The organism is Pseudonocardia sp. (genome assembly GCF_035305885.1).
Classification (GTDB): domain Bacteria; phylum Actinomycetota; class Actinomycetes; order Mycobacteriales; family Pseudonocardiaceae; genus Pseudonocardia.
This window is the reverse complement of sequence record NZ_DATGOP010000124.1, coordinates 47,036-73,699: the sequence shown is the minus strand read 5'-3', so window position 1 is coordinate 73,699 and position 26,664 is coordinate 47,036. Positions and strand designations below refer to the sequence as shown.

The window sequence follows — 26,664 nt, the reverse complement described above, 5'->3', positions numbered from 1 at the left end:
AAGGCGCCCCCACCGGCTGGCGGCTGCCCGTGCGCGAGGTCCGCGCCTCCGTCGGCGCCGGGTTCATCTACCCGATCTGCGGCGACATGCGCACCATGCCCGGCCTCGGCACCAACCCCGCCGCCCACCGCATCGACCTCGACGCCAACGGCGAGATCGTCAACCTGTCGTGACCCGGGTACCCCCGGGGCATGACCGAGCCCGAGAAGGACCCGACCGAGCGCGACCCCGGCGAGTCGGCGCGGCCGTCGATCGGGCGGCGCGACCAGCCCGACGCCGTCCACCCCGACGCCCCGGACCGGCGCCACCGCGCGCCGGACGAGGACTCGCCGGACGCGCCGCGGCCCGAGCCGTCCCCGGGCGGACGCGACTAGCCGGTCCCCAACGGGGTAACGAACCGGACATGTCGCCCGCAGTCGTGGTCTTCGCGCCGTCGCCCCTGCTCACCGTCACGATCGAGGACCGGGCCGGTGCGGCCGACATCCACGTCCACCCCGGCGGGCAGGGCGTGTGGCAGGCCCGGATGATCTCCTCGCTCGGGGTGCCGACGGTGCTGTGCGCCGCGCTCGGCGGCGAGACCGGCGAGGTGCTCGGGCACCTGCTGACCGGCGAGGACGTCGAGCTGCGGACGGTGCGCGTGGGCGCGCGCAACGGCGGCTACGTGCACGACCGGCGCAGCGGCAGCCGGGAGGAGATCGCCGAGGCCCCGGGCGCGCCGCTGGACCGCCACGACCAGGACGCGCTCTACGAGCTGGTGCTCGCCGAAGGGCTGGAGCACGGCACGGTGATCCTCGCGGGCCCGAACTCCGACCAGGTGGTACCGGCGTCGCTGTACCGCAGGCTCGCCACCGACCTCGCCGCCAACGGCTGCCGGGTGGCCGCCGACCTCTGCGGCGAGCGGCTCGACGCGGTGCTGGCCGGCGGGCCCGCGGTGGTGAAGGTGAGCCACGAGGAGCTCATCGAGGACGGGCGGGCCGACAGCGACGAGCCCGCCGCGCTGGTGGCCGCGATGAAGCAGCTGCGCGCCGACGGCGCCGGGACGGTGATCGTCTCGCGCGCCGCGCAGCCCGCCCTCGCGCTCCCCGGAGGCTCGGACGCGGTGCTGGAGATCCGGGTGCCGCCGCTGGAGCCCGCGGAGACCCGCGGGGCGGGCGACTCGATGACCGCGGGCGTGGTCGCCTCCCTGGTGCGCGGCGAGGAGGTGCGTGAGGCGCTGCGGACCGGGGCGGCCTGCGGCGCGCTCAACGTCGTCCGGCGCGGCCTCGGGACCGGCGGCGAGCAGGCGGTCCGCACGCTGGCCGGGCGGGTCGAGCTCGTCGAGTGGAACGGCTGAGCGGGTGCGCGCGCTGATCACCAACGACGACGGCATCGACTCCGCCGGGCTCGCCGCGCTCACCCGCCTCGCCACCGCCGCCGGGCTCGACGTCGTCGTGGCCGCCCCCGCGACCCAATCCAGCGGCGCGAGCGCCGCGATCACCGCGGTGCGCGACGAGGGCCGCACGGTCGTGGAGCGGCGTGAGCTGCCCGGCCTGCCCGACGTGCCGGCGTGGGCGGTGCGGGCACAGCCGGGACACATCGTCGTCGCGGCGCTGACCGGCTGGCTCGACCCCGCACCCGACCTCGTCCTGTCGGGCATCAACCACGGCGCCAACGTCGGGCGGGCGGTGCTGCGCTCCGGGACCGTCGGCGCGATCCTCACCGCCGCCGTGCACGACGTGCGCGGGCTCGCGGTGAGCCTCGACGTCGCCCTGCGCCCGAGCGGGGAGCGCCGCTGGGACGCAGCCGACGAGCTGTTCCCCCGCGTCCTCGACCTCCTGCTGGACGCCCCGCCGGGCACATCGCTGTCGCTGAACGTGCCCGACCGGCCGCCCCGCGCCCACCGGGAGCTGCGGCACGCGCGGCTCGCCGAGTTCGGTTCCGTGCAGGCCCGGGTCGACGAGGTGGGGCCCGACGGGCTGCGCCTCGGTGAGGTCGAGGTCGGCACCGAGCCGGAGGAGGGCACCGACGGGGCGCTGCTCGCCGCCGGGCACCCGACGCTCACCGCCCTGCGCCCGGTCGCCGAGGACGACGGTGGGCTCGTGGCGGGCTGGCTGGACCGGCCGCGGCGGGTGCGCGCCTGAGCGTGCTGCGCACCGGCGGCACGCGGTGATCCCGCTGGGTTCGGTTCGTGGGGCGGCTACGCCGGGCCGTGCGTCGCCGCCGCCGCCGCGACGGCGGTGTCGACGGCGCGGCACAGCATGTGCACCGCCGCCAGGTGGCACTCCTGCACGGTCGCGGTGTCGCCGGGCAGGCAGACGGCGCGGTCGCAGGCCGCTGCGAGGGGGTTCGGACCGGGGCCGGTGATCGCCCACCGGGTGGCGCCCGCCCCGACGGCCGCCACGGCGGCGGCGATGAGGTTGTCGCTGCGGCCGCTCGTCGACAGCAGCAGGAGCACGTCCCCGGGACGGGCGTGCGCCCGCACCTGCCGGGCGAAGACCTCCGTGAAGCCGTAGTCGTTGGCGATGGCGGTCATGCTCGAGGTGTCGGCGTGCAGGGCGATCGCGGCGAGCGGGCAACGTTCCCCGTCGAAGCGGCCGACGAGCTCGGCCGTGAGGTGCTGGGCCTCCGCGGCGCTGCCGCCGTTGCCCGCCGCGAGGAGCCGGCTGCCGGTGAGCAGGCGGGCGGCGAGGTCGGCGCCCCAGCCGCCGAGCGTCGGGGCGGCGGCTCGCAGCACCGGGAGCGCGGCGGCCAGCCGGTCGACGTGGGCGCCGAGCGCGCCGCTGATCTCACCGGCGACGGTGAGCGCCTCGGGCGGCCTCGTGGGGAACAGCGTGCCCGGCGGCGGGCTCACGGGTGCGCCCCGGCCGGCTCGGTGGAGCCGGTCGCGGCACGGGCGCGGCGGGCGCGGGTGTCGACGACGTCCTCGTAGACCATGGCGGTGGCCGTGGCCACGCGTTGCCAGTCGTACCGGGCGAGGACGCGGTCGCGGCCCGCGATGCCGTGGGCGTCGCCCATCGTCGGGGAGGCCAGCAGGTCCCGAAGTGCCGCGGCGAGGAGGTCGGGCCGGCGCGGGGGCACCAGCACGCCGGTCACCTGGTCGACCACGGTGTCGGTGATCCCGCCGACGGAGCTCGCGACCACGGGCCGCCCGCACGCCATCGCCTCGAGGGGAACGATGCCGAACGGCTCGTACCACGGCACGCAGACCACCGCGTCGGCCGAGCGCAGCAGGGCGGGCACGTCGGCGCGGGCGACGGGGCCGATGAGGTGGACGCGGTCGGCCACGCCCGCCTGCCGGGCGCAGGCGCGCAACCGGGCGACGTCGGGGTCCTCCCGGCCGTCCTCCCCCGGGGCAGCGCCGCCCGCGACGACGAGCTCGGCGGTGGGCAGGCGGCGCAGCGCCTCGATCACCTCGTCCACGCCCTTGCGGCGCACCAGCCGGCCGAGGGTGACCAGCCGGGGCCGGTCGCCGCGGGGGGCCACCGGCCCGTCGGGGGTGAACACGGCGGTGTCGACGCCGCAGGGGACGACGGTCATCCGGCGCCGGGGCGCACCCAGGCGCGCCAGCTCGAACACCTCGTCGGTGGAGGTGGCGAGCACGCGATCGACCTGGCGGGCCACGGCCAGCTCGGCGCGGACCCGGCCGGCGGGGCTGGTGTCGTCGGCGCCCTGGTGGCGGCGCTTCACGCTGCCCAGCGCGTGGAAGGTCTGCACCACGGGGATCCGGCCGGCGGCGGCCGCGAGCGCGGCCATCCCCGACATCCAGAAGTGGGCGTGCACGATGTCCGGCGGGTCGGCCGTCCAGGCGTCCTCCAGCGCTCGCGTGAACGCGGGCAGGTGGGGCACCAGCTCGTCCTTCGGCACCGGACGCGGCGGGCCCGCGGGCACGTGCCGGACGACGACGCCGGAGCCGACGGGCACCGCGTCGGGGAGCGCGGGGTCGTCGCGGCGGGTCCACACGGTGACGTCGTGGCCCAGCCCGGCGAGCGCCGAGCTCAGCTCGAGCACGTGCACGTTCTGCCCGCCGGCATCGACTCCCCCGAGGGCGGCGAGCGGGCTCGCGTGCTCGGTGACCATGGCGATCCGCATCCGGATCAGCTCCTTCCGTTCGTGGCGGATGCGGCCGGGACGCGGGCCTCGTCTGGTTGCGTCGCCTCGGCGAGCAGCGCGTCCCAGTCGCCGAGGAATCGGTCCAGTCCGTGATGGGCCAGCGCGTGCGCGCGGGCCGCGGCGCCCCGGGCCCGGGCGAGCTCGGGGTCGGCCACGAGCTCGCGCACCGCGTCCTCGAGCCGGTCGAGGCGGGTGGAGCAGAAGCCCACCCCGGGGGGCAGCGCCTCGACGGCCTCCGTGGTGGCGAGCGCCACCACCGGCATGCCCAGGTGCATCGCCTCGACGAGCGACAGCCCGAGCGAGGTCCAGCGCGACAGGTGCAGGTACACGCGCCGGCGCGCCATCTCGGCGTGCATCACGGGCTGCGGCAGGTCGCCACGGGAGCGCACGCGCCCGCCCGTGCCGAGGGCGGTGTCGAGCCCCGCGGTGCCCATCCCGTACACGTCGAGCGGGACCACGCCCGCGAACCGGGGCAGGAGGTCGGTGCCGGTGATCCGGCCGCGGCGCAGCGGCTCGTTGACCGCCACGGCGGCGGCGGCGATCTCCCCGGTGTATCGGTGTCCGGGGTCGACGACGCCGTGCTCGACGACCGCCGTCCGGGTGCTGCCCGCGTCCCACATCAGGCGGTTGAAGTGCGTGACGTGCACCAGGCAGACGTCGTCCCGGTCGGCGACCGGGTGCCTGCTCGTGGCGGCGTGTTCGCGCGGCGCGTTGTGCTCGACGTACACCGCGGCCACGTCCCGGCCCGGGGTGCGGCGCAGCCAGCGCTCGGCGAGCTCGAACTCCTCCGGCCGCTGCAGCACCACGACGTCGACGTCCGCGTCGGCCAGTTCCTCGGGCGCCGACTCCACGGCCGTGGCCGGCCACTCCCAGGCGGCCGGGCGGCCTCCACCCCACGGGCCGCGCTCCGGGAGCGTGGGGATGAGGTAGCGGTGCGCGCCCTGGACGAACGCGGTCGTCCAGGAGCCGTGCACGTGCCAGAGGAGGATGTTCACCCCCTTCGGATCGGCCGAACGCGCCGGATCAAAACCCGCTTCGACGAACTGCTACGCAGCGTGGCACCTTTTCACGGTCCGTGTTCGCCGGATGGCGAGGCCGCGGGCGGGGTACGTGGCAGCCGTGAGAAGCCCCCGCGCAGCCCTGCGGCGCACGGCCGCCGAAACCTTCGGCTGGACCGAGCTGCACCCCGAACAGCTCGAGGCCATGGAGCACGTGACGCGGGGACGCGACGTGCTCGCCGTCCTGCCGACCGGCTCCGGGAAGTCGGCGATCTACCAGGTGCCCGCGCAGCTGCGCGCCGGCCCCACGGTGGTCGTGTCGCCGCTCATCGCGCTGCAGCACGACCAGCGCGAGGGCCTGCTCGACCGCGCGGACGCCGCCGCGGTCGCCGTCAACTCCGTGCAGGGCGCCGCGGAGAACCGGGCGGCGTGGGAGGCCGTCGACGCGGGCACGGCCGAGTACCTGTTCCTCGCCCCCGAGCAGCTCGCGAACGAGGAGGTCGTGGAGCGGGTCCGGGCCGCGGGGCCCGCGCTCTTCGTCGTCGACGAGGCCCACTGCGTGTCGGAGTGGGGGCACGACTTCCGCCCCGACTACCTGCGCCTCGGGGGCGTCGTCGAGCGGCTCGGGCACCCGCCGGTGGTCGCGCTGACCGCAACCGCCTCCGCGCCGGTGCGCGCCGACATCGTCGAGCGCCTCGGCCTGCGCGAGCACCGGGAGGTGGTGGCGAGCTTCGACCGGCCCGAGCTGCACCTGGCCGCGTACGGGTTCGCCGACGCCGACATGCGCCGCGCCGAGGTCGAGGAGCGGGTCGTGGAGCTCGCGGCCACCGGTGCCGGCCTGCTGTACTGCGCCACCCGCAAGGACACCACCGCCTACGCCGAGGCGCTCGCCGCCCGCGGGGTCGGCGCGGCCGCCTACCACGCCGGGCTGAGCCGGACGGCCCGCGAGCGGGTGCACGAGCGCTTCCTCGACGGCGGCCTCGCGGTCGTGGTCGCCACCTCGGCGTTCGGGATGGGCATCGACAAGCCCGACGTGCGGTTCGTGCTGCACGCGGCCGCTCCCGCGTCGCTGGACGCCTACTACCAGGAGATCGGCCGGACCGGGCGCGACGGTGAGCCCGCGGTCGTCGAGCTGCACCACCACCCGCGCGACTTCAACCTGCAGCGCTTCCTCACCGCGCGCCGGCCGAAGCCGGACGCGCTGCACGCGGTCCTCTCCGCCCTCGCCGACGGGCGGGCCCGCACGCCCGCGGAGATCGGCACCGAGACCGGCCTTTCCCCCGCCCGCCGCACCACGGCGCTCAACCTGCTCGAGCAGGCCGGCGCGGTGGCCACCGACGACGAGGGCCGGTGCGCGGCCACCGGCGAACCCACCGGTGAGGCGGCCGTGGACGAGGCCGTGGCGATCGCCGAGCGGCGCCGCGAGATGGTCCGCTCCCGCATCGAGATGATCCGCGGCTACGCCGGCAGCACCGACTGCCGCCGCCGCATCCTCCTGGGGTATTTCGGCGAGCAGCGCACCGGGCACTGCGACCGCTGCGACAGCTGCGAGGCGGGCACCTCCCAGGCGGTCGGCCGGGACGCGGCGGCGATGGGTGGCCAGGAGGAGGTCCGGCACCCGCGGTGGGGCGAGGGCGTCGTGCTCTCCGCCGAGCACGACCGGGTGACGGTGCTGTTCGCCGAGCACGGCTACAAGACGCTCGCCCTCGACGCGGTGCGCGAGCGGGATCTGCTGCAGCCGAGCGAGTGACCCCGACGACCCGCCACCACCTGCGGGGTCGCTGCGGCGCGCCGGAGGTTCAGCGGGCGCCCCGACGATCGTCGCGCCTAGAATCCCCCCGGTGACCGCCGCCCGCGCGTTGTCGTTCCTCGCAGGCGGTGGCGAGCTGGGCAGGCTGATCGGTGAACGCGACTGGGCAGCCGGCCCCCTCGGTCCGCCGTCCGCGTGGCCCGGACCGATCCGCGCCGCCACCGGGATCGTCCTGCAGTCGCCGCAGCCGATGCTGCTGTGGGTCGGCCCCGAGCTGGTCACGCTCTACAACGACGCCTTCGCCGCCCTCGCGGGCCGCGCCCACCCGTCGGCGCTGGGCAGGCCCGGGGAGCGCGCGTTCGCCGAGGCGTGGCCGCTCGTCGGGCCCGCCATCGCCGAGGTGCTCGACACCGGCGTCGGCGTCCGGATCGACGAGCAGCCGCTCGTCCTGCGCCGCGGGAACGCGCCCGAGGAGACCCACTGGTCGCTGGTGCACACCTCCGTCCGCGACGACGACGGCAGCGTGCTCGCCGTGCTCACCGTCGCCACGGAGACCACGGACCGGGTGGTGGGCGAGCGCAGGCGTGAGACGCTGCGCGCGCTCGGCGACGTGTCCCCCGTGCGCCTCGCGCCGGCGGGCCGCGCGGTCGAACGCGTCGCGGTCGCCGCGCTCGACGTGCTCGCGCACAACCCGCGCGACGTGCCGTTCGCCGCGCTCTGCCGCCGCGACCCGGACTCGGGCGAGCTGGAGGTCGTGAGCTCGCACGGCCTGCCCGGCGGGTTGCCCGCGCTGCCGGCCACCGACGGATCGGGGTCGGCGCAGCTGCAGGCGCTGCGCGCCGGCGAACCGGTCGTCGTGCGCGGGCTGCGCGACGGGCTACCCGCCGCCTTCCCCGCCCCGGCCGACCTCGGGCCGCTCGCCCCGGACGCCGCGGTGGTGCTGCCGCTGCGTTCGGGCGCGCCGGACGGTGTGCTGGTGCTCGGGGTCAACCCGTACCGCCCGCTCGACGACGAACACCTCGCGTTCCTGCGCGCCGTCGCCGACCAGGTGTCGGCCGCGCTCGCCGACGCGAGCGCCCTCGACGGGGACGCCCCCTCCGACGAGGCGCTGAGCAGCGCGCTCTACCAGGAGCGGGAGCGCTACCGCACGCTGGTCGCCCAGGCGCCGGTGGGGATCTGGGTCGCCGACCGGCGCGGCACCACCACGTTCGTCAACGACCAGATCGCGCAGCTGTGGGGCCGCCCCGCGACCGAGCTCACCGGCACCGGCTGGACCGACCAGGTGCACCCCGACGACCGGGAGGCCGCCGCGGCCGGCTGGGCCGCCGCGGTCCGCCAGGGCACCGTGTGGGAGTCGACCTACCGCATCGTCGCCACCGACGGCACGGTGCGCGACGTCCGGACGTCCGCGCGCCCGCTGCGCGACCCGGCCGGCGAGATCACCGGCTTCCTCGCGACCACCACCGACATCACCGAGGAGCGCCGGGCCGAGCAGATCCGCCGCGACGTCGCCACCGAGCACGCCGCCCGCAAGGCCTCCGAGGCCGCGGCCGCCCGGCTGCGCGCGATGGTGCAGGGGCTCGCGGCCATCGTGTGGGAGGCCGACTGGGAGCCCGACGGCGGCCCGGACGGCTCGGGCGGCCTGCGGTTCACGTTCGTGTCCGACCGGGCCGAGGAGCTGCTCGGCCACCCCGCGGCCCGTTGGTGCGACGACCCCGACTTCTGGCCCGCGATCATCCACCCCGACGACCGCGACGAGGTGCTCGCCCACGTCCGGGACCGCACCGCGGCCGGCGTCGACCACGACCTCACCTACCGCGCCGTCGCGGTCGACGGGCGGGTGCTGTGGCTGCACCAGGTGGTGCACGTGGTCATCGGGCCCGACGGCGTCCCGGTGGCCGCGCAGGGCCTCACCGTCGACGTCACCGAGCAGAAGCGCGCCGAGCGGGCCGCGGCCCTGCTGGCCGACACGGGCCAGCTCGTCACCCAGGAGGGAAGCGTCGAGGAGCGGCTGCGCGCCCTCGCCCGGCTCGTCGTGCACGAGCTGGGCGACACGGCCGTGGTGGCGCTCGTCGGCCCGGACGGCCTGCTGCACCGGGCCGCGGTGGAGCACGACCACCCGAGCGTCGCCGAGGTGCTGCGCACGTTCCCGGCGACGCGGCTGCCGCCGTCGCTCGCCGAGGCGCTCGCGGGGGGCAAGCCGGTCGTCGTTCCGGTCACCGAGGAGCTCATCCGCTCCGCCGTCGACGGCGACGCCTCGGCGGCCACCCGGCTCGCGCTGCGCGCGAGCAACGCCCTGGTCGTCCCGCTCATGGTCGGCGACGACCTGGCGGGGGTGCTCGCGTTCGTGAACTTCGGCGCGAACCGCTACTACCACCACTCCGAGCTCGACCTCGCCGCCGAGCTGGGCAGGCGGGCGTCGATGATGCTCGCCGCCGACCGCAGGCGGACGCGGGAACGGCGGTTGCAGCAGGTCAGCGGCGACCTCGCGTCGGCGGCCAGCGTGCTGGAGGCGGCCCGGCTGCTCGTCGCGCGGTTGCCCGGCGTCCTCGGCGCCGCCGCGGTGAGCGTCTACCTCGCCGACCCCGAGCGCGGCCTGCAGCTCGTGCACGCCGCGGGGTACGCCGAGCCCGTGCTCGGCTCGTACTCGCCGATGCGGCTCGACGACCCGGTACCGATCGCCGCCGCCGCGCGCTCCGGGGAACCGGTGTGGATCCGCAACCGGGAGGACTGGGCCCGCGACTGGCCGACGCTCCTGGACAAGGCCGAGTCGGCCGGCAGGCACGCGGCCGCCGCGCTGCCGCTCGCGGCCGTCGGGCGGGTCGTCGGTGCGATCGGCCTGTCGTTCCCCACCGAGCGCACCTTCCCCGCCGACGAGCGCGAGTTCGTGCTCGCCCTCGTCGCGCAGGCCGCGCCCGCGTTCGAGCGGGCGGCCGCCGCCGACGAGCGCCGCGTCGTCGCCGAGACGCTGCAGAAGAGCCTGCTCCCCCCGACGCTGCCCCGGCTCGAGCGGCTGCCGCTGGCCTCGCGCTACCTGCCGGGGGCGCGCGGCAGCCAGGCGGGCGGCGACTGGTACGACGTGCTGCCGCTGGACGGGGGCCGGGTGGCGATCGCGGTCGGCGACGTCGTCGGCCAGGGCGCGCAGGCCGCGGCCATCATGGGCCAGCTGCGCAGCGCGCTCTCGGGGTACCTGCTGGAGGGCCACGACCCGGAGCAGGCCCTCGAGCGGCTCGACCGCTTCGCCTGCCGCGTGCCCGGCGCGACCGGCAGCACGGTGGCGTGCCTCGTGCTCGACCCCGAGACCGGGGAGCTCGTGTGGGCGCGGGCGGGCCACCCGCCGCCGCTCGTGGCCGGGCCGCACGGCTGCAGGCGCCTGGAGGACGCCACCGGCACGGTGATGGGCGTGCGCGCGCGACCGCCCTACACGGCGGGCACCGCGACGATCGAGCCGGGCGAGAGCATCCTGCTCTACACCGACGGCCTGGTCGAGCGCCGCGGCGAGCTCGTCGACGACGGGATCGACCGGCTCGCCGAGATCGCCGCCCGCCACCACGCCCTGTCCCCCGACGCCCTCACCGACGCGCTGCTCGCCGGCGCCCTCGACGGCAACCACGCGAACACCTCCGCGGGCGGCGCCCCCGACCCGGTCGACGACGTCGCCCTGATCGTGGCGCGGCTCGTGCCCGCCCCGCTGCGGCTGGTGCTGCCCGCCCGGGCCACGGTGCTGCGGGAGCTGCGGGCCGCGGTCCTGGCGTGGGCGAGTTCGGTCGGCATCGCCGACGACGACCTCTACGACCTGCAGCTCGCGGTCGGCGAGGCGGCGGCCAACGCCGTCGAGCACGCCTACCGCGGGCGGGAGCCGGGCCCGATGTCGGTCGAGCTGGTCCGCGACGCCGACGGCGGGATCGAGGCGCACGTGCGCGACGAGGGCACCTGGCGGCCCGTCCCGGAGGACAAGGGCTACCGGGGCCGGGGGCTGGAGCTGATCCGCGACGTCAGCAGCCGGATGCGGCTGCACCACGGGCCCGAGGGCACCGAGGTGCGCTTCCGGCTGCCCCCGTCCGGGGAGCCGGCGCCCCCGACGCCGCCCGCTCCCGCCCCGCGCCTGACACCGGTGCCGGTGGGCCCGGCGTCCCTGCGGGTCCGCCGCGGTGGCGACGGCGGTCCGGACACGGTGGAGGTCCGCGGTGAGCTGGACCTCGCCGGGGTGCGCGGCGTCGGGGAGGACCTGCTGGCGTGCGCGGACGAGGGCCGCGACCTCATGGTGGACCTGCGCGCCACCACCTACCTCGCGAGCGCGGGCGTCGCGCTGCTCGTGGAGGCCGACCGCCGCGCGCGGGCCGCGGGCGGGCGGATGCGGGTGCTGGTGGCCCCCGGCGACGTGGTGCGCAGGGCGCTCACCCTGAGCGGGGTGGACGAGCTGCTGGAGCTGGTGGGTCCCGACACCCGCGGCTGAGCGCGCCCGACGCGCCCGCGATCAGGCGTCCAGCTCCTGCAGGGCCGCGTCGACCGACTCGCGGTGCTGCAGGACGGGCCCGAGCTGGGTGATCTCGAGGACCCGGCGCACGATCGGCGGCCCACCGGCCGTCCCGAACCGCACCCCCGCCGCCTCGGCGGCCTGCTGCGCGCCCATGAGCACGACCAGCCCGGTGGACCCGCAGAACGTGAGCCGGGACAGGTCGATCACGAGGCACCGCGGCGCAGCGGCCACCGCCTCGTCCGCCGCGTGGCGCAGCACGTCGGCCGTGGAGACATCCACCTCTCCGACGGGCGCGAGCACCGTGACCCCCGGCCGGGACTCCGCCACCTCGATGCGCAGCAGTCCGGCCGGTGGCCGCAGGCACCCGCCCTCGCCCTCGATGCGCTCGGTCCGCTGGCTCATCGGTGTCCCGCCCTCGTCGGCCGCCGAACGGGCGCGTGCCCGCGCGTTCACCCTGCACCTGGGCCCCGCCGGCCGCAAGGGGGACCGAGCCACCCGGACGGGTCGACCGGGCGCTGCGCGGCCGCCGCTCGGCCCACCTCGAGCGGCTGGAGAATCGGCTGTGATGGGATCACCAACACCGGTTCGGCGCTGGGCGCCGCTGGTCGTGCTCACCGCGGCGGCCACCGCCGCGCTCGCCCCGCTCGGGGTACCGTCGCCCGCCCTGTTCGCCGGTCTGCTCGTCGCCGCGGCGCTGGCGCTCGCCGGGCTCGGGGTGGACGTGCCCGGACCGCCGAACACCGCGGCACAGGCCGTGATCGGCGTGGTGATCGGCGTGCTCGCCCAGCCGGGCACGCTCGCGGGCCTCGCCGGCCAGTGGGTGCCCGTGCTGCTCGTGTCCGTCGCGACGCTCGCGGTCAGCATGGGCGCCGGCCTGCTGCTGGGCCTGCGCCGCGGCGTGTCGCCGCTGACCGGGATGCTCGCGCTCACCGCGGGTGGCGCCTCGGGGCTGGTGGCGGTGAGCCGCGAGCTCGGCGGCGACGACCGCACGGTCGCCGTGGTCCAGTACCTGCGGGTCGGGCTGGTCACCGCCACGATGCCGGTGGTGGCGGCGGTCGGGTTCGGCGCGCGGGCGGGGTCCGGGCCGGGCCCGTCCGGTGCGGCGCCGCTCGTCGTCGACCTCGCCCACCTCGTTCTGTGCGCCGTGGTCGGCACGACGCTGGCGCGCCTCGCGCGGGTGCCCGCCGGCGCGCTGCTGGGGCCGATGTGCGTGGCCATCGCGCTCAACCTCACCGGCCTGTCCTTCGGCGCCGCGCCGCCGGACGCGCTGGTCGAGCTCGCCTACGCCGTGATCGGGTGGCAGGCGGGGTCCCGGTTCACCCGCGAGAGCCTGCGCACGGTCCTCGGCGCGCTGCTGCCGGCCACCGCGCTCATCGCCGGCGTCATCCTCGCCTGCGCCGGCCTGGGCCTGGTGCTGTCGGCGCTCACCGGCACGACCGCCCTCGACGGCTACCTCGCCACCACCCCGGGCGGGGTCTACGCCGTGCTCGCCACGGCGGTGTCCGCGGGCTCCGACGTCACGTTCGTCATGGCCGTGCAGGTGCTCCGCGTGGTGGTGATGCTGCTGGTCACCCCGGCGGTCGCCCGGCTCGCCGCCCGCGCCCTCCCCTGACGCCCGTCACCCGTTCGGCGGATGGGATGGGTGGGCGGTGCGAAGGCGGGTAGTCCCGGGCCGACCGAGGATCGGAGGACCCCGATGGGCCGCCACGACAAGAAGATCGACCACAAGCTCGAGGAGGTCGGAGGCAAGGCCAAGCAGGCCGTCGGCCGCGCCGTCGACGACGAGGAGCTCGCGGCGCAGGGCGAGCGCGACCAGACCACGAGCAACCTCAAGCAGGCGGGCGACAAGGTCAAGGACGCCTTCCGGAGCTGACCGGTAGCTGCTGACCGAGCCCCCACACCGGGCCCCGGCCGACCCCCGACCGGCCGGGGCCCACCCCTGTCCGCGCCCTGTGTGCAGCCGCCGTTTCGCCCCCGCCCTCGGCAGGTACTCGCCACGCGTGAACGAGGACGTCACAGGGGCCCAGCCCACGTGCCGCATCGCGTTCGTGGGCGCGGGAGGGGTGGCGCACCGCCACGCCCGCACGCTCGGCCGGATTCCCGGGGTGCGGCTCGTCGCCGCCACCGACGTCAACCCCCGGTGCGCCGCGGTGTTCGCCGAGGCGCACCACGTGCGCGCGGTCCCCGACCTCGACGCCCTGCTCGGCGAGGAGCCCGACGCGGTCTACGAGACGGCGAGGGCGCGCACCGCGCCGAGTTCAGCGCCGCCGCGCCCCGGTCGGCGGTGGACGCAGCGTTCGTCGCCGCGCTGCGGGGAACGCCGAGCCCACCCGAACGCGACGCGCCCGACCACGCCGAGGCGCTGCGCAGCCACCGCCTCGCCTGCGCCCTCGCCCGCTCCGCCGCCGCCGGGCGGCCGGAGATGGTGCGCTGAGGGGCGTCAGCTGGTCCCGAGCCGCGCGCCGCGCACGGCCGCCAACCGGGCCCGCGCCCGCGCCACGTCGGCCGGGTCGGCGCTCTCCAGCAGCTCGAGGGCCTCGTCGATCGCGCTCCGCAGCACGGTGACCTCGCTCGCGCGGTCGGCGAGCTGGGTGTGGGTGGTCCACAGGTCGACGAACACCGCCACCTTCGACCGCAGCACCCACGGGTCGAACGGCTTGGTGATGTAGTCGACCGCCCCGGCCTGGTATCCGCGGAACGCCAGGTGCGGGTCGTAGTCGACCGCGGTGAGGAACAGGATCGGGATGTGGCGGGTGCGCTCGCGCTGCTTGACGTGCCCCGCGGTCTCGAACCCGTCCATGCCGGGCATGTGGGCGTCGAGCAGGATCACCGCGTAGTCCTCGACGAGCAGGCGTTTGAGCGCGTCCTCGCCGCTGGTCACCGCGACCAGCTCGATCGGCAGCCCCTCCAGGATGGCCTGCAGGGCGAGCAGGTTCTCCCGCCGGTCGTCGACCGCGAGCACGCGCGCGGTCTGGCGGATCACTTCCCACCGCCCGCGGCCCGGACCCCACCGTTGCCCGACCGCCCGCGCCGCGGCGCGACCCACGAGGCCATCAGCGCGAGCAGCTCGTCGAGGTCCACCGGCTTGGTGACGTAGTCGGTGGCGCCCGCGGCGAGGCTCGACTCCCGGTCACCCGGCATCGCCTTCGCGGTGAGGAACACGATCGGCAGGTCGTGCCCCTGCGGCAGCTGCCGCATGCGCCGCGTGGTCTCGTTGCCGTCCAGGTCGGGCATCATCGCGTCCATCAGCACCACGTCCACCTCCGGGTGCTCGGTGAGCAGCCGGATCCCCTCGGTGCCGTTGTCGGCGTAGAGCACCGTGAGCCCGTGCAGCTCCAGCGCGCTGGTCAGCGCGAACACGTTGCGCACGTCGTCGTCGACGATGAGGACGGTGACGCCGTTCAGCTCCGGGGTGGGCTTGACCCCGGCGGGCCCGCCCGGCCCGGTGCGCAGGATCGGGTTCGGCGACGCCGCCGGGCGCGGTGGCTCCAGCGTCGGCTCGGGCAGCGCGAGGGCCGGGATCGGCGGGCGCGGGGTCATGCGCGCGGCCGCCGCCGTGACCGGGGGCAGCTCGTCGGGGAGCAGCAGGGTGAACACCGAGCCCTCCCCCGGCTCGGAGGTGACCTCGATCTTGCCGCCCAGCATGCGGGCGAGCTCCTTGGAGATCGACAGCCCCAGGCCGGTGCCGCCGTACTTGCGGCTGGTGGTGCCGTCGGCCTGCTGGAACGCCTCGAAGATCATCTCCAGCTTGTCGTGCGGGATGCCGATCCCGGTGTCGCCCACGGTGAACGCGATGACGGTGCGGGCGGAGTCCAGCGCGGGCACGCCGTGCAGGGTGCCGGACGGCACGACCGAGATGTCGAGGCTGACGTAGCCCGCGTCGGTGAACTTCACGGCGTTCGCGAGCAGGTTGCGCAGCACCTGCTGCAGCCGCTGCTCGTCGGTCACGATGGTCGCGGGCAGGTCGGGGCCCATCTCGACCCGCATCTCGAGGCCCTTCTCCTCGGCCTGCGGGCGGAACGCCTGCTCGACCGACGAGCAGACCTGGGCGAGGTTCACCGGCGCCGGGTCGACGTCGACCCGGCCGGACTCGATCTTGGACAAGTCGAGGATGTCGTCGATCAGCCGCAGCAGGTCCGATCCCGCGCTGTGGATCGTGCTGGCGAACTCGATCTGCTTCTCGGTGAGGTTGTTGTCCGGGTTGTCGGCGAGCAGCCGCGCGAGCAGCAGCAGCGAGTTGAGCGGCGTGCGCAGCTCGTGGCTCATGTTGGCCAGGAACTCCGACTTGTACTGGCTCGCCAGCGCCAGCTGCTGCGCCTTCTCCTCCACGCCCCGGCGCGCCGCGTCGATCTCCATGTTCTTGATCTCGACGTTGCGGTTCTGCTGGGACAGCTGCTCGGCCTTCTCCTCCAGCTCGGCGTTGGCGCGCTGCAGCTCGGCCGACTGGTCCTGCAGCTCCATCGCCAGCACCTGCGACTGCGACAGCAGCTCCTCGGTGCGCCGGTTGGCCCGGATCGTGGTGATCGTGACGCCGATCGTGGCGACGAGCCGCTCCAGGAACGTCAGGTGCAGCGGCGAGAACGGCGACACCGAGCCCAGCTCCATCACGCCGAGGCACTCGCCCTCGAACACGATCGGCAGCACCACGACCGACCGCGGGGACGCCGCGCCGACCGCGGAGCGGATCGGCAGGTAGCCCTGGGGCACGTCCTCGACGACCACCACCCGGCGGGTCGAGGCCGCCTGGCCGACGAGCCCCTCTCCCGGCCCGAACGACAGCGGCGGATCGCCCGCCGTCATCGCATACCCGCCGCACATCACGAAGCGGTCCGGGTCGGCGCCCGAGATGATCGACGGCTCGGCCGCCAGGAAGAACGCCCCCACCTGGGCGTTCACCAGCGGCGCGACCTCGTTCATGATCATCTGGCAGACCTCGTTGAGGTCGCGCTGCCCCTGCAGCAGCCCGCCGATGCGCACCAGGTTGGAGTCGAGCCAGCTCTGCTCGGCGTTCTGCCGGGTGGTCTCGCGGAGCGTGGCGATCATCTGGTTGATCGTGTCCTTGAGGTCGGCGATCTCGCCGCGCGCCGCCACCGTGATCTGCTGGGTCAGGTCGCCCTGGGCCACCGCCGTGGAGACCGCCGAGATCGCCCGCAGCTGCGTGGTGAGCGTGGCCGCGAGCTGGTTGACGTTCTCGGTCAGGTCGCGCCACGTGCCCGAGACGCCGCGCACCTGGGCGAGCACGCCGAGCTTGCCCTCCGTGCCGACCTCGCGCGCCACCCGCGAGACCTCGTCGGCGAAGCTGGAGAGCTGGTCGACCATCGTGTTGACGGTCAGCTTCAGGTCGAGGATCTCGCCCTTGGCGTCGACGGTGATCTTCTGCGACAGGTCGCCGCGGGCGACCGCCGTGGTCACCTGCGCGATGTTGCGCACCTGCGCCGTCAGGTTCCCGGCCAGCTGGTTGACGTTCTCGGTGAGGTCGCGCCACGTGCCCGACACCGTCGGCACGGCGGCCTGACCGCCCAGCTTGCCCTCCGTGCCCACCTCGCGCGCCACGCGCGTGACCTCGTCGGCGAAGCTCGACAGCTGGTCGACCATCGTGTTCACCGTCATCTTGAGGTCGTGGATCTCGCCACGCGCGTCGACGGTGATCTTCTGCGACAGGTCGCCGCTCTTCACGGCGGAGGCGACCTGCGCGATGTTGCGCACCTGGTTGGTCAGGTTGGCCGCCATCAGGTTCACCGCGTCGGTGAGGTTCTTCCACGTGCCGGCCACGTTGGGCACCGTGGCCTGCCCGCCGAGGCGGCCCTCGGTGCCCACCTCGACCGCGACGCGGGTGACCTCGTCGGCGAACGTGCGCAGCGTGTCGGTGAGCGAGTTGATCGTCTCGGCGAGCTCGGCCACCTCGCCGCGGGCGTTCACCGTGATCTTGCGGGACAGGTCGCCCTGCGCGATGGCCGTGGCCGCCGTGGAGATCGAGCGCACCTGGTTGGTCAGGTTGCTCGCCATGGTGTTCACCGAGTCGGTGAGCGCCCGCCAGGTGCCCGCGACGCCGCGCACGTCGGCCTGGCCGCCGAGCATGCCCTCGGTGCCGACCTCGCGCGCCACGCGCGTGACCTCGTCGGCGAAGCTCGACAGCTGGTCGACCATCGTGTTGACGGTGCGACCGATCCGGCGGAACTCGCCGCGCAGCGGCCTGCCCTCGATCTCCAGCGCCATGTGCTGGGACAGGTCGCCCTCGGCGACCGCCTCGATCACGCGGGCGATCTCGGCGGTCGGGGCGGCGAGGTCGTCGATCAGCGCGTTGACCGCCTGCACGCCGTGGGCCCACGCGCCGTCGTAGGCCTCCTCGTTGAGCCGCTCGGACATCCGACCCTCGCGGCCGACCGTGCGGCTGATCCGCAGGAAGTCGCGGTTGCGCCGCTCCAGCAGCGCCACGAGGTCGTTGACCTGGTCGACCAGGTCGCCGGGCGCGCCGGCCCGGCGCGGCAGCCGGACGTCGAACCGTCCGCGCCGCACCTGGTGCAGGAAGTCGCCGAGCTCCTGCAGGAACATCGACTCCCGGGCCTGCTCCGAGCCCGCCTCCGGGGCCGCCACCTGCACACCGGAGGACGGGCTCGCGCCCGTCGATTCGGTGCTCTGGCGCGGGGTCGTGGTCATTCGGGCCGTCCCTCCACTGCTCGGACCGGCGACCGGTTCCGGGCGCGCGCCGTACCCGGCAGGGTCGGGGCACCGGCGCGGCCGCCGCAGGGATCGACCCTAGTGGATCCGTCCCCGGTTCGACCCCGCGCCGGGGCGGTCGACCCGCCCGGGGCGACGGGGGTGAGCGCCGCGCAGCCGAGGGGTGCAGACTGCACTGCGTGCCCGTTCTGCTCGAGCGGCGGACCAGGCTGCCGCCGGACCCGCGATCGGCCGGTCGAGCCCGACGGATGCTCCAGGAAGCGCTACGCGAGCTGGAGGGGCTCGACGGCGCGTCCGGCGCCGGTTGCGACGGCAGCGCCGCCGGCGCCATCGACCCCGACCTCGTCGACACCGCGATCCTGCTCGCCAGCGAGCTGTGCGAGAACGCGGTCCTGCACGCGGGCACCGAGTTCGAGGTGGCCCTCACCGTCACCGACACCGAGCTCACCGTCGCCGTCACCGACCGCGGCCCCGGGCCGCTGGAGCTGCACCTCGCCCAGCCGCGCCAGCGCTACGGCCGCGCGGCGAGCCACGGCCGCGGGCTCGCGCTCGTGCAGCGGCTCGCCACCACGTGGGGCACCCGCCACGAGGCCGACGGGCGCCACGTCATCTGGTTCTCCCTCGCCCGCGCCGAACCGTCCGCGGCGACCCCGGCCCCGCCCGCCCCGCCGGACGCGGAACGGGTGTGGACCACCGCCGAACAGGCCCGCTGGCTGCTGCACGTGCCACCGGGCCTGGTCGACCGGCTCGAGCCCTCCGAGCTCGTCGCCGAGCTGGTGCGCAGGCTGCGCGAGCTGCTCGACGCCGAGTCGGTGAGCGTGGAGGTCGACGAGGGCGACGGCACCGGTGCGCGGGAGATCACCCGCGACGGCAGCCCCGACCCGGCGCTGTCGACCGGCGGCGAGATCGTCAGCGGCGTCGGCGTGGACCCGGCGCGCCGGGTCGAGGTGCGACTGCCCACCACCGCGCCGCTGCGCGGGGTGCTGCGCGTGACCCACCGCCCCGGCGGCGCGGCCGCCGCCGACACCGAGCGCACCCGCGACCTCACCGAGCTGATCGCCTACCGGGTGGCCATGGCGGTGGAGTCGCAGTGGCTGCGCGCGGTCGACCAGCGCAGGCGCTCGTGGATGACCTACCTCGCCGAGACCAGCGAGCTGCTCGGCCAGTCCCTCGACGTCGACCTCGCCGTCGCGGTGGTGCCGCAGGTCGTCGTGCCCCGGCTCGGCCGCTGGTGCGCCGTGCACCTGGTCGAGCCCGCCGGCCAGATGCGGCTCGCCGCGCTCACCCACGCCGACGAGGACGCCCTGCCCGAGCTGCGCGCCGTCCTCGACCCCGACGGCCACCCCGGCCTGCCCACCGAGCTGCGCAACCGGCTCGCCGAGGTGGTGCGCGACGGATCGTCGGCCGTCCGGTTCGCGGTGCCCACCGACGGCATCGCGCTACCGCTGCGGGCCCGCGGGCGGGCGCTGGGCACCCTGCTCGTCGGCAGGCCGGCGAACCGGCCGCACAGCCCCGAGGACGTCGTGCTCGCAGGCGACGTCGCCCGCCGCGCCGCGCTCGCGATCCACAACGCCCAGAGCACCGCGGCGCACGTCGCGGTCTCCCAGGCACTGCAGCAGGCCCTGCTGCCCCGGGCCCTGCCGATGGTGCCCGGCCTGGACTTCGCGGCCGAGTACCTGCCCGCGAGCACCGGCAGCGACGTCGGCGGCGACTTCTACGACGTGCTCACGGTCGACCCGTCCAGCTGGCTGGTCTCGATCGGCGACGTCTGCGGCAAGGGCGCGCGGGCCGCCGCCCGCACCGGGCTGGTCCGCGACGTGCTGCGGGTGCTCGTCCGCGACGACCGCTCGCTGCCGCGCGCCATCGAGCGGCTCAACGAGGTCATGATCGAGGCCGACGACCCGCTGCAGTTCTGCACGCTCGCCGCGGCGATGGTGAGCAGGCGCCGCCGCGCGTCGGGCGGCGGGCCGAACCACTCGCACGGCTCGTCGCGCGGCGGGCTCGACGTCGAGCTCGTGCTCGCCGGGCACGTCCAGCCGGTGCTCGTGCGCGCCGACGGCACGGCCGAGCTGATCGGCACCTTCGGCACCGCGGTGGGCCTGGTGCCCTCCGTCCGGCTCACCTGCACCCGCCACCGGCTCGACCCCGGCGACACCCTGCTCGTCTACACCGACGGCGTCACCGAGCGGCGCAGGGGGCGCGAGCAGTTCGGCGCGGAGCGGCTGCTGCGGGTGGCCGCCCGGGCGGCCGGACGCCCCGCCGTCCAGGTCGTCGGGGCGGTGCGCGAAGCCGTCGAGCGCTTCTCCACCGAGCCCCTCGACGACGACGTGGCGCTGCTGGCGGTGCGGGCCGCGCCCTGACACCCCCGACGAGGCCGACTCCGCATTGTGGCGAGGGAGACACGTAACGTGGGCACACGCCCGCCCGAAGCCACGCCCGGATAGCCCGGACGGTCGTACCCTCGACCTCCGGGGCGACGCATAGTGGGTGTGGTCCGAGGTCGGCTCCCGAACGCACGGAGGTGGAGCACTGGACGCGAAGCGCAGCCGGCGGACAGTACTCGGGGAGCTGCGTTCGTGGCCGACGATCCTGCTGGTCTCGTTCTGCCTCTGCGTGGGCATCCCGGTCACGGTCGCGGTCACCCCCGCCCAGGAGCTCGTCGTCTTCGGCCAGCACATCGCGGTCGGCGCCCGGCCGCCCGACCTGTCCATCGCCGGACCCGCGCGGCTGGTCCAGGTCGGCAACACCGCCCTCGACATCGACCAGCTGCACATCTACGGCCCGCTGCGCCCCGAGCTCACGATGGGACCGGTGATCCGCAACGCGGCCGCGGCCGAGGTGTTCGACCCGGTCGCGGGGCCGCGGGCGCAGGAGGAGGCGATCTCCACCGTCACGCGCGGCTTCGCCACCTGGTACGTCCTCGGCGGGCTGGGCCTGCTCGCCTTCACCCTGTGCGCGGCGGGCGCCGCGGCCGGCATCCGCACGCTCGTCGTGCTGCACCGCCAGAGCCGCGCGCACGGCGGCGAGCACGCCCCGCTTTCGGAGATCTTCAGCTACTGCGTGCGGGCCGCCCGCCGGATGACCGTCATCGCGCTGGTCAGCGCGGTGATCGCGTGGCTCGCCTCCGGGGCGCTCGCGGTCACCGGGTCGCTGCAGGGCCTGCGCGGCGTCACCTCCCTCGCCCAGCTGGTCGGCGCCTACCACCTCACGCCCGACCCCGTCGGCCCGCCGATCACCGGCTACGACGGCGCGGTCATCGGCGACTCCCGGGCCGCCCGGCTCGGCGGCCCGCCCGTGCCCGACGGCAGCCCCGACGACGTGGCCTGCCAGCGCAGCACCGACTCGCTCGCCGCCGAGATCGGCAGGCTCCTGCCGGCGCGGGTGCTGAACCTGGCCTGCCCCGGCGCCACCATCACGAGCGGCCTGCGCGGGCCGCAGGACGCCGGGGGACGCTCCGTGCCCGCCCAGGTCGGCGTGCTCAAGCAGGTGCAGGACCTGCGGTTCGTCGTCGTCGCGATCGGCCCGAACGACGTCGGGTGGATCGACTTCCTGCGCTACTGCTACGGCGTCCCCGACTGCTCGGACCGGCTCACCCAGGGCGAGTTCGACTACCGCCTCGCCGCGTTCGACCGCGTGTACGGCGACCTGCTCATCGACCTCAACGAGCTGCCCGGCAGCCCGCAGGTGATCATCATGACCTCCTACGGGGCGTTCCCGCCGGGCGCCGACTGCGCCGACACCCGCGCCGAAGGCTACCCCGGCCTCGACCCGCTCAAGATCGAGCTTCTGAACGACCGGAACAAGCAGCTCAACGACGTCCTGATCGCGGGCGCGCAGAAGTACGGGTTCGACGTGGCCGACCCGCAGCTCGCGATGCTGTGCGAGAAGGGCACCGACGGCCTGGGCCCGGACCTGCAGGGCATGGCCGACCCGCACCCGTTCCACCCGACCGGGATCGGCTCGCTGCGCATGGCGTCGTCGGTCGTGCGCCACATCGACCCGCTGCCGACGGCCGGCTAGCGCGCAGAGCGCGCTCAGCGGGCGGCGACGGAGAGCGCGGCGACCGCGTCGACGATGCCGTTGCCGTAGTAGCCGTTGAAGCCGGGCGAACCCTCGCAGGGCGCCGACGGCGCCGGGGTGGCCGGGCAGGCGGTCTCGTGGGCGGAGGCGACGAGCGCCCGCTCCACCTCGGCGGGCGCCATGGTCAACCCGCCGGGGTGCTGCGGGTCGGGCACCCCGTGCCGGCTCACCACGAGCGCCGCCACGCCGCTCACGTGCGGCGCCGCCATCGAGGTGCCCTGCAGGTAGGCGTAGTAGCCGCAGGTCCCGTCCGGCGTGCAGGCCTTCTGCACGCCGCTCGCCGCGCCGAGCTGGGTGATCTCGCCCGCGGCGTCCACGTCGCCCTCCTGCTGCAGGATCTCCTTCGGGTAGGTCGACAGGATCAGGTCCTCGGGGCCGCCGGGGCCGCCGTTGCCGCCGGGGGCGGCGAGCGAGACCTGCTCGAGGCCGTAGTTGGAGTAGTCCGCCTTCTCCCCCTGCGGCCCCACGGCGGACACGCCGATCACGTGCGGTCCCTCGACCGGCAGGTCGAAGCAGGTGGCGTTGTCGATCTCGCGCGGGTAGGCCGCGCCCGGCGGGTGGTTCGGGCTGCTGGTGTCCCGCCGCGGGTGGCCGAGGTCCTCGTTCTCGTTGCCGAGCGAGCCGACGAGCGTGACGCCCTTGGCGTGCGCGTACTCCAGCGCGCGGTTCATCGCCTCGATCGTGGTGCGCTGCTCGATGCGCGCCTCGGGCGGGTCGGCCGGGTTGTCGAGGCAGTTGTAGCGCCAGGGGTCGACGTAGAAGGACATGTTGATCACGTCGAGGCCGATGTCGGCGCCGTAGGTGAGCGCGTCGATCACCGGCTGCAGGAAGAACAGCCCGGAGTCCTGCCCGGCGCGGATGTTCACGAGCGTCACCCCCGGCGCGACGCCGGACACCCCCGACCCGTTCGCGACCGCCGCCACGGTGCCCGCGACGTGGGTGCCGTGGCCGCCGCCGTCGTGGTCGGGCGGGTCGACGCACCCGGGGAACTCGCACGGGCCGTCCAGCACCGCCCCGGTGGGGTCGGTCGGGATGTCGGTGACGAAGTTGCGCGAGAGCCCCACGTCGAGGTTCGGGGCGATGTCGGGGTGGCTGCCGTCGACGCCGGTGTCGAGGATCCCGACCAGCACCCGCCGGTCACCCGGCTGGATGGCCCGGGCGGCGTCGGCCCGCACCATCGACAGGCCCCACAGCCGGGTGTCGAGCGGGTCGAGGCCGGCGGGGCCCTGCGGGCCTCGCGGGCCTTGCGCCCGGCCGGCGGGGGGCCGGCCCCGCACCGCCTGCGTGGTCCCGACCACGTGGGCGCGGGCCGCGCCGAAGACGCCGTCGATCGCCGCCACCCGCTCGACGAACCCGTCCGGCGGGGCGGTGACCACCAACGCGCCCACGGCGGCGTTCTCCCGCAGCACGCGGCCGCCCGCGGCCTCGATCGCGGGCACCGCCGCGTCGCGGGCGGCGGGGCCGTCGAGCAGCACGGTGAACGTGGCGTGCCCCGCGGGCACCGCGTCCGGCGGGGTGGCCTGCGGCGCCGCCGCGGGGGCCGCCACCGGTGGCGCGGGAGCGGGCACCAGCGAGGTCGCGCCCGCGGTCGCGACGGCCGCGGCGACGGCCGCGGCGACCCACCCGATGGCGCGAGGGCTCTTCACGCGCGACCTCCCGGTTCCCCCGACCCCCGGGACCCGGGGTCGGTCGATCACTTTAGGTCATCCGGCGCAGCCGGCCGGTCACGGCACACTGGTGGCGTGGCCTACTGGGTGCTGCACGTCGACCTGGACCAGTTCCTGGCCGCGGTCGAGGTCCTGCGGCGCCCCGAGCTCGCCGGCAAGCCGGTCGTCGTCGGTGGGAAGGGCGACCCGACGCAGCGGGCGGTGGTGGCCACCGCCTCCTACGAGGCCCGCCGGTTCGGCGTGCGGTCCGGCATGCCGATGCGCACGGCGGCGAAGCGATGCCCGGACGCGATCTTCCTGCCCGCCGACAACGCCCACTACGAGGAGGTGTCCGCCGACGTCATGGCCACCCTGCGGGACCGGCCGGGCGTCGTCGTCGAGGTGATGGGCTGGGACGAGGCGTTCGTCGGCGCCGAGACCGACGACCCGGAGGCCCTCGCGGAACAGATCCGCCGCGACGTCCTCGAGCGCACCCGGCTGCACTGCTCGATCGGCATCGGCGACAACATGCTGCGCGCCAAGCTCGCCACCGGGTTCGCCAAGCCGCCCGCGGGCGCGGGCGTGTACCGGCTCACCGTGCGGAACTGGGCCGAGGTGATGTTCGACCGCCCCACCGAGGCGCTGTGGGGCATCGGCGCGAAGACCGCCCGCAAGCTCGCCGAGCGGGGCATCACCACCGTCGGCGAGCTCGCCGCCGCCGACCCGGAGCGGCTCGCGGCCGAGCTGGGCCCGGCCCTGGGCCCCTGGTACGTGCAGCTGGGCCGCGGCATCGGCCGGGCGGTGGTGGAGGCCACCCCGTGGGTGCCGCGGTCGCGCAGCCACGAGACGACGTTCCAGGAGAACATCACCGACTGGGACGAGGTCCGCAGCGAGGTGGCCGCCCTGGCCCGCCGCGTGGCCACCGAGATCGGAAAGGCGGGCCGGCCCGCCGCGCGGGTGGCGGTGAAGGTCCGGTTCGCACCGTTCTCCACCTACACCCGCAGCGCCACCCTCGACGCACCCACCACCGACCCCGACGCGTTCGCCGCGTCCGCCCTCGAGGTGCTGGAGCGGTTCGGCTCCCGGCGCCCGGTCCGCCTGCTCGGCGTCCGGGCGGAGTTCCCGCCCGCCGCGAACTGACCCGCGAGCCGAGCCGAACTGAGAACGGGCTCAGCCGAGCCCCGACATCGTCGATGTCGTGGACCACAGTGCTGCGGTGGGGGCGGTGCGCAAGCTGTTGGACCGGCACGCCGTCGGGCTGGGCGAACGGGGACGCCGCTGCCCGCGGGCCGACGCCGCCGAGCGCGTCAGCCGCGAGATCCACCGCCGCTTCCTGCGCCGGTTCGTCGACCGGGGCGACCGGGTGTTGGAGATCGGCGCGGGCGTCGACCGGTTCACCACCGAGCTCGCGGCCCGGGGCTGCCGGGTCGTGGTCACCGACTCGTCGTCGGCGCGGCTCGCCGCCCACGAGCGCCGGGTCCGCGCGACCCCGGCCGAGCGCGCCGTGCTGCGGCGCGAGGTCCTCGACGGCACGGACGTGAGCCGCTACGCCGACGGCGAGTTCGACGCCGTGCTCGCCTACGGCGGCCCGCTGGCGGCCGCGCACCGCGGCGCCGCCACCGTGCTGCGCGGGCTGCTGCGCGTCGTCGCCCCGGACGGCGTCGTCGTCGCGTCGGTGCCCTCCCAGCTCGGCGCGTGGCGGCACGGGCCGCACCTCGACGGGGACGGGCGGCCGGGGGAACGGCGCTACCGGTGGTCGGACGTGGTCGCGCTCGTCGAGGAGGCGGGCGGGCGGCTCGTCGACGGCAGCGCGAGCAACTGGGCCTCGGCGGGCGAGCCGGAGTGGCTCGCCGACGTGGCCGCCGACCGCGACCGCTGGCGGCGCTTCCTCGAGCGCGAGGTCGCCGCGTGCGCCGAACCGGGAGCCCGCGACGGCGGCCCCCGGATCCTGTTCGCCGCGCGCAACTAGCGTGCGGGGGCGTGTACCCGCCCATCGAGCCGTACGACCACGGGATGCTCGACGTCGATGGCCCCGGTCGACCCGGCAACCGGATCTACTGGGAGGTGTGCGGGAACCCGGACGGCAAGCCGGCGCTCGTCCTGCACGGGGCCCCGGCTCCGGCTGCACGCCCGGCCACCGGCGGGCGTTCGACCCGCGGCGCTACCGCGTGGTGCTGTTCGACCAGCGCGGCTGCGGGCGCAGCACGCCGCACGCCAGCGACCCGGCCACCGACCTGTCGGTCGACACCACCGAGCACCTGATCGCCGACATCGAGCGGCTGCGCGCGCACCTCGGCATCGACCGGTGGTTGCTGCACGGCGGCTCGTGGCGCGCCACGCTGGCGCTGGCCTACGCGCAGCGCCACCCGCAGCGGGTCTCGGAGATCGTGCTCGTGAGCGTCACCACCTCCCGGCGCTCGGAGATCGACTGGCTCTACCGCGGCGTCGGGCGCTTCTACCCGGAGGCGTGGGAGCGCTTCCGCGACGGCGTCCCGCCCGCCGAGCGCGACGGCGACCTCGTCGCGGCGTACGCGCGGCTGGTGAACGACCCCGACCCGGCCGTGCGGGAGCGGGCCACCCGCGACTGGCTCGCGTGGGAGGACGCGGTCATCTCCGCCGAGCCGAACGCCCGCACCGGCGCCTCCGGCGACCGCCCGCGCGCCGCTCAGCTGGCGTTCGTGCGCATCTGCACCCACTACTTCGCCCACGGCACGTGGCTGGAGGAGGGCGCGCTGCTGCGCGACGCGGGACGGCTCGCCGGCATCCCCGGCTTCCTCGTGCACGGGCAGCTGGACATGGGCGGGCCGCCGCACACGGCGTGGGAGCTGGCGCGCGCGTGGCCGGACGCCGAGCTCGTGATCGTCGAGGACGCGGGCCACACCGGAAGCGACGCCGCCCGCGCGCACCTCGTGGCCGCGCTCGACCGCTTCGCGGCCCGCTGAC

20 protein-coding genes and 2 pseudogenes are annotated in these 26,664 nt (G+C 75.9%); 15 read left to right on the top strand and 7 right to left on the bottom strand.

Annotation, left to right across the window (positions count from 1 at the left end):
* The 4 genes from VKZ81_RS28605 to surE form a co-directional block, all read left to right on the top strand.
* The coding region (locus VKZ81_RS28605; RefSeq protein WP_324244826.1) for a formate--tetrahydrofolate ligase at nucleotides 1–173 on the top strand (173 nt) is incomplete at its 5' end.
* 18 nt (nucleotides 174–191) lie between these two features.
* Nucleotides 192–374: a hypothetical protein gene (locus tag VKZ81_RS28600; RefSeq protein ID WP_324244823.1), complete on the top strand. Its 183-nt coding sequence runs from the start codon at nucleotides 192–194 to the stop codon at nucleotides 372–374.
* A 29-nt stretch (nucleotides 375–403) separates the two neighbouring features.
* Complete coding sequence (locus VKZ81_RS28595; protein ID WP_324244822.1) at nucleotides 404–1,333, top strand: 1-phosphofructokinase family hexose kinase; 930 nt, start codon at nucleotides 404–406, stop codon at nucleotides 1,331–1,333.
* A 4-nt stretch (nucleotides 1,334–1,337) separates the two neighbouring features.
* Nucleotides 1,338–2,120: a 5'/3'-nucleotidase SurE gene (gene surE, locus VKZ81_RS28590; protein WP_324244821.1), complete on the top strand. Its 783-nt coding sequence runs from the start codon at nucleotides 1,338–1,340 to the stop codon at nucleotides 2,118–2,120.
* A 56-nt stretch (nucleotides 2,121–2,176) separates the two neighbouring features.
* Here the strand turns inward: surE and VKZ81_RS28585 are convergent, their stop codons facing one another.
* From VKZ81_RS28585 to VKZ81_RS28575, 3 genes are all read right to left on the bottom strand, one after another.
* Nucleotides 2,177–2,731 (bottom strand): D-sedoheptulose-7-phosphate isomerase, encoded by a 555-nt coding sequence (locus tag VKZ81_RS28585; RefSeq protein ID WP_324244825.1) that lies wholly within the window; start codon nucleotides 2,729–2,731, stop codon nucleotides 2,177–2,179.
* A gap of 95 nt (nucleotides 2,732–2,826) precedes the next feature.
* A complete protein-coding gene (locus VKZ81_RS28580) occupies nucleotides 2,827–4,068 on the bottom strand; it encodes a glycosyltransferase (RefSeq protein ID WP_324244820.1) in 1,242 nt (413 codons plus the stop codon).
* A 5-nt stretch (nucleotides 4,069–4,073) separates the two neighbouring features.
* Entirely contained in the window at nucleotides 4,074–5,084 is a 1,011-nt protein-coding gene (locus VKZ81_RS28575; protein WP_324244819.1) for a glycosyltransferase, read from the bottom strand.
* Nucleotides 5,085–5,208: 124 nt separating this feature from the next.
* Between VKZ81_RS28575 and VKZ81_RS28570 the strand changes: the two genes are divergently transcribed.
* Both VKZ81_RS28570 and VKZ81_RS28565 read left to right on the top strand, forming a co-directional pair.
* Nucleotides 5,209–6,837, top strand: a complete 1,629-nt coding sequence (locus tag VKZ81_RS28570; RefSeq protein WP_324244818.1) for a RecQ family ATP-dependent DNA helicase — start codon at nucleotides 5,209–5,211, stop codon at nucleotides 6,835–6,837.
* A 91-nt stretch (nucleotides 6,838–6,928) separates the two neighbouring features.
* On the top strand, nucleotides 6,929–11,293 hold the full coding sequence (locus VKZ81_RS28565) for a SpoIIE family protein phosphatase (protein ID WP_324244817.1): 4,365 nt from the start codon (nucleotides 6,929–6,931) through the stop codon (nucleotides 11,291–11,293).
* Between the two features lie 21 nt (nucleotides 11,294–11,314).
* Here the strand turns inward: VKZ81_RS28565 and VKZ81_RS28560 are convergent, their stop codons facing one another.
* Nucleotides 11,315–11,719, bottom strand: coding sequence for an STAS domain-containing protein (locus tag VKZ81_RS28560; protein ID WP_324244816.1), 405 nt, complete (start codon nucleotides 11,717–11,719; stop codon nucleotides 11,315–11,317).
* Nucleotides 11,720–11,882: 163 nt separating this feature from the next.
* Here VKZ81_RS28560 and VKZ81_RS28555 point away from each other — a divergent pair, with 163 nt between their 5' ends.
* The 4 genes and pseudogenes from VKZ81_RS28555 to VKZ81_RS28545 all read left to right on the top strand — a co-directional run bounded on the left by VKZ81_RS28555 (nucleotide 11,883) and on the right by VKZ81_RS28545 (nucleotide 13,751).
* Entirely contained in the window at nucleotides 11,883–12,929 is a 1,047-nt protein-coding gene (locus VKZ81_RS28555) for an AbrB family transcriptional regulator (protein ID WP_324244815.1), read from the top strand.
* 84 nt (nucleotides 12,930–13,013) lie between these two features.
* Nucleotides 13,014–13,190, top strand: coding sequence for a CsbD family protein (locus VKZ81_RS28550; RefSeq protein WP_324244814.1), 177 nt, complete (start codon nucleotides 13,014–13,016; stop codon nucleotides 13,188–13,190).
* Nucleotides 13,191–13,269: 79 nt separating this feature from the next.
* Nucleotides 13,270–13,533 (top strand): annotated as a pseudogene (locus tag VKZ81_RS35255) (Gfo/Idh/MocA family oxidoreductase); the annotation flags it as partial.
* Between the two features lie 68 nt (nucleotides 13,534–13,601).
* A complete protein-coding gene (locus VKZ81_RS28545; protein WP_324244813.1) occupies nucleotides 13,602–13,751 on the top strand; it encodes a hypothetical protein in 150 nt (49 codons plus the stop codon).
* Between the two features lie 6 nt (nucleotides 13,752–13,757).
* Here VKZ81_RS28545 and VKZ81_RS28540 read toward each other — a convergent pair whose 3' ends face one another.
* Entirely contained in the window at nucleotides 13,758–14,300 is a 543-nt protein-coding gene (locus VKZ81_RS28540; RefSeq protein WP_324244812.1) for a response regulator, read from the bottom strand.
* Nucleotides 14,297–17,974: a HAMP domain-containing protein gene (locus tag VKZ81_RS28535; RefSeq protein WP_324244811.1), complete on the bottom strand. Its 3,678-nt coding sequence runs from the start codon at nucleotides 17,972–17,974 to the stop codon at nucleotides 14,297–14,299. Before VKZ81_RS28535 ends, VKZ81_RS28540 begins: the two co-directional genes overlap by 4 nt.
* A 200-nt stretch (nucleotides 17,975–18,174) precedes the next feature.
* On the opposite strand from VKZ81_RS28535, the gene VKZ81_RS28530 reads away from it, so the two are divergent.
* A complete protein-coding gene (locus tag VKZ81_RS28530) occupies nucleotides 18,175–20,355 on the top strand; it encodes a SpoIIE family protein phosphatase (protein ID WP_324244810.1) in 2,181 nt (726 codons plus the stop codon).
* A 253-nt stretch (nucleotides 20,356–20,608) separates the two neighbouring features.
* The gene (locus tag VKZ81_RS28525; RefSeq protein ID WP_324244809.1) at nucleotides 20,609–22,015 is read left to right on the top strand and encodes a GDSL-type esterase/lipase family protein; all 1,407 of its coding nucleotides are present in this window, start codon (nucleotides 20,609–20,611) and stop codon (nucleotides 22,013–22,015) included.
* A gap of 14 nt (nucleotides 22,016–22,029) precedes the next feature.
* Here the strand turns inward: VKZ81_RS28525 and VKZ81_RS28520 are convergent, their stop codons facing one another.
* Nucleotides 22,030–23,721 (bottom strand): S8 family serine peptidase, encoded by a 1,692-nt coding sequence (locus VKZ81_RS28520; RefSeq protein WP_324244808.1) that lies wholly within the window; start codon nucleotides 23,719–23,721, stop codon nucleotides 22,030–22,032.
* 96 nt (nucleotides 23,722–23,817) lie between these two features.
* Here VKZ81_RS28520 and VKZ81_RS28515 point away from each other — a divergent pair, with 96 nt between their 5' ends.
* The 3 genes and pseudogenes from VKZ81_RS28515 (at nucleotide 23,818) to pip (ending at nucleotide 26,663) form a co-directional block, all read left to right on the top strand.
* Nucleotides 23,818–24,861, top strand: a complete 1,044-nt coding sequence (locus VKZ81_RS28515) for a DNA polymerase IV (protein WP_324244807.1) — start codon at nucleotides 23,818–23,820, stop codon at nucleotides 24,859–24,861.
* Nucleotides 24,862–24,919: 58 nt separating this feature from the next.
* Nucleotides 24,920–25,690: a class I SAM-dependent methyltransferase gene (locus VKZ81_RS28510; RefSeq protein WP_324244806.1), complete on the top strand. Its 771-nt coding sequence runs from the start codon at nucleotides 24,920–24,922 to the stop codon at nucleotides 25,688–25,690.
* 44 nt (nucleotides 25,691–25,734) lie between these two features.
* Nucleotides 25,735–26,663, top strand: a pseudogene (gene pip / locus VKZ81_RS28505) (prolyl aminopeptidase).
* Nucleotide 26,664: the final 1 nt, after the last annotated feature.

What these genes read in the sequence shown, in the direction of transcription:
- VKZ81_RS28555 (WP_324244815.1), top strand. Translation starts at nt 11,883, where the DNA reads ATGGGATCACCAACACCGGTTCGGCGCTGGGCGCCGCTGGTCGTGCTC.
- VKZ81_RS28535 (WP_324244811.1), bottom strand. Translation starts at nt 17,974, where the DNA reads ATGACCACGACCCCGCGCCAGAGCACCGAATCGACGGGCGCGAGCCCG.
- VKZ81_RS28580 (WP_324244820.1), bottom strand. Translation starts at nt 4,068, where the DNA reads ATGCGGATCGCCATGGTCACCGAGCACGCGAGCCCGCTCGCCGCCCTC.
- VKZ81_RS28560 (WP_324244816.1), bottom strand. Translation starts at nt 11,719, where the DNA reads ATGAGCCAGCGGACCGAGCGCATCGAGGGCGAGGGCGGGTGCCTGCGG.
- VKZ81_RS28600 (WP_324244823.1), top strand. Translation starts at nt 192, where the DNA reads ATGACCGAGCCCGAGAAGGACCCGACCGAGCGCGACCCCGGCGAGTCG.
- VKZ81_RS28550 (WP_324244814.1), top strand. Translation starts at nt 13,014, where the DNA reads ATGGGCCGCCACGACAAGAAGATCGACCACAAGCTCGAGGAGGTCGGA.
- VKZ81_RS28595 (WP_324244822.1), top strand. Translation starts at nt 404, where the DNA reads ATGTCGCCCGCAGTCGTGGTCTTCGCGCCGTCGCCCCTGCTCACCGTC.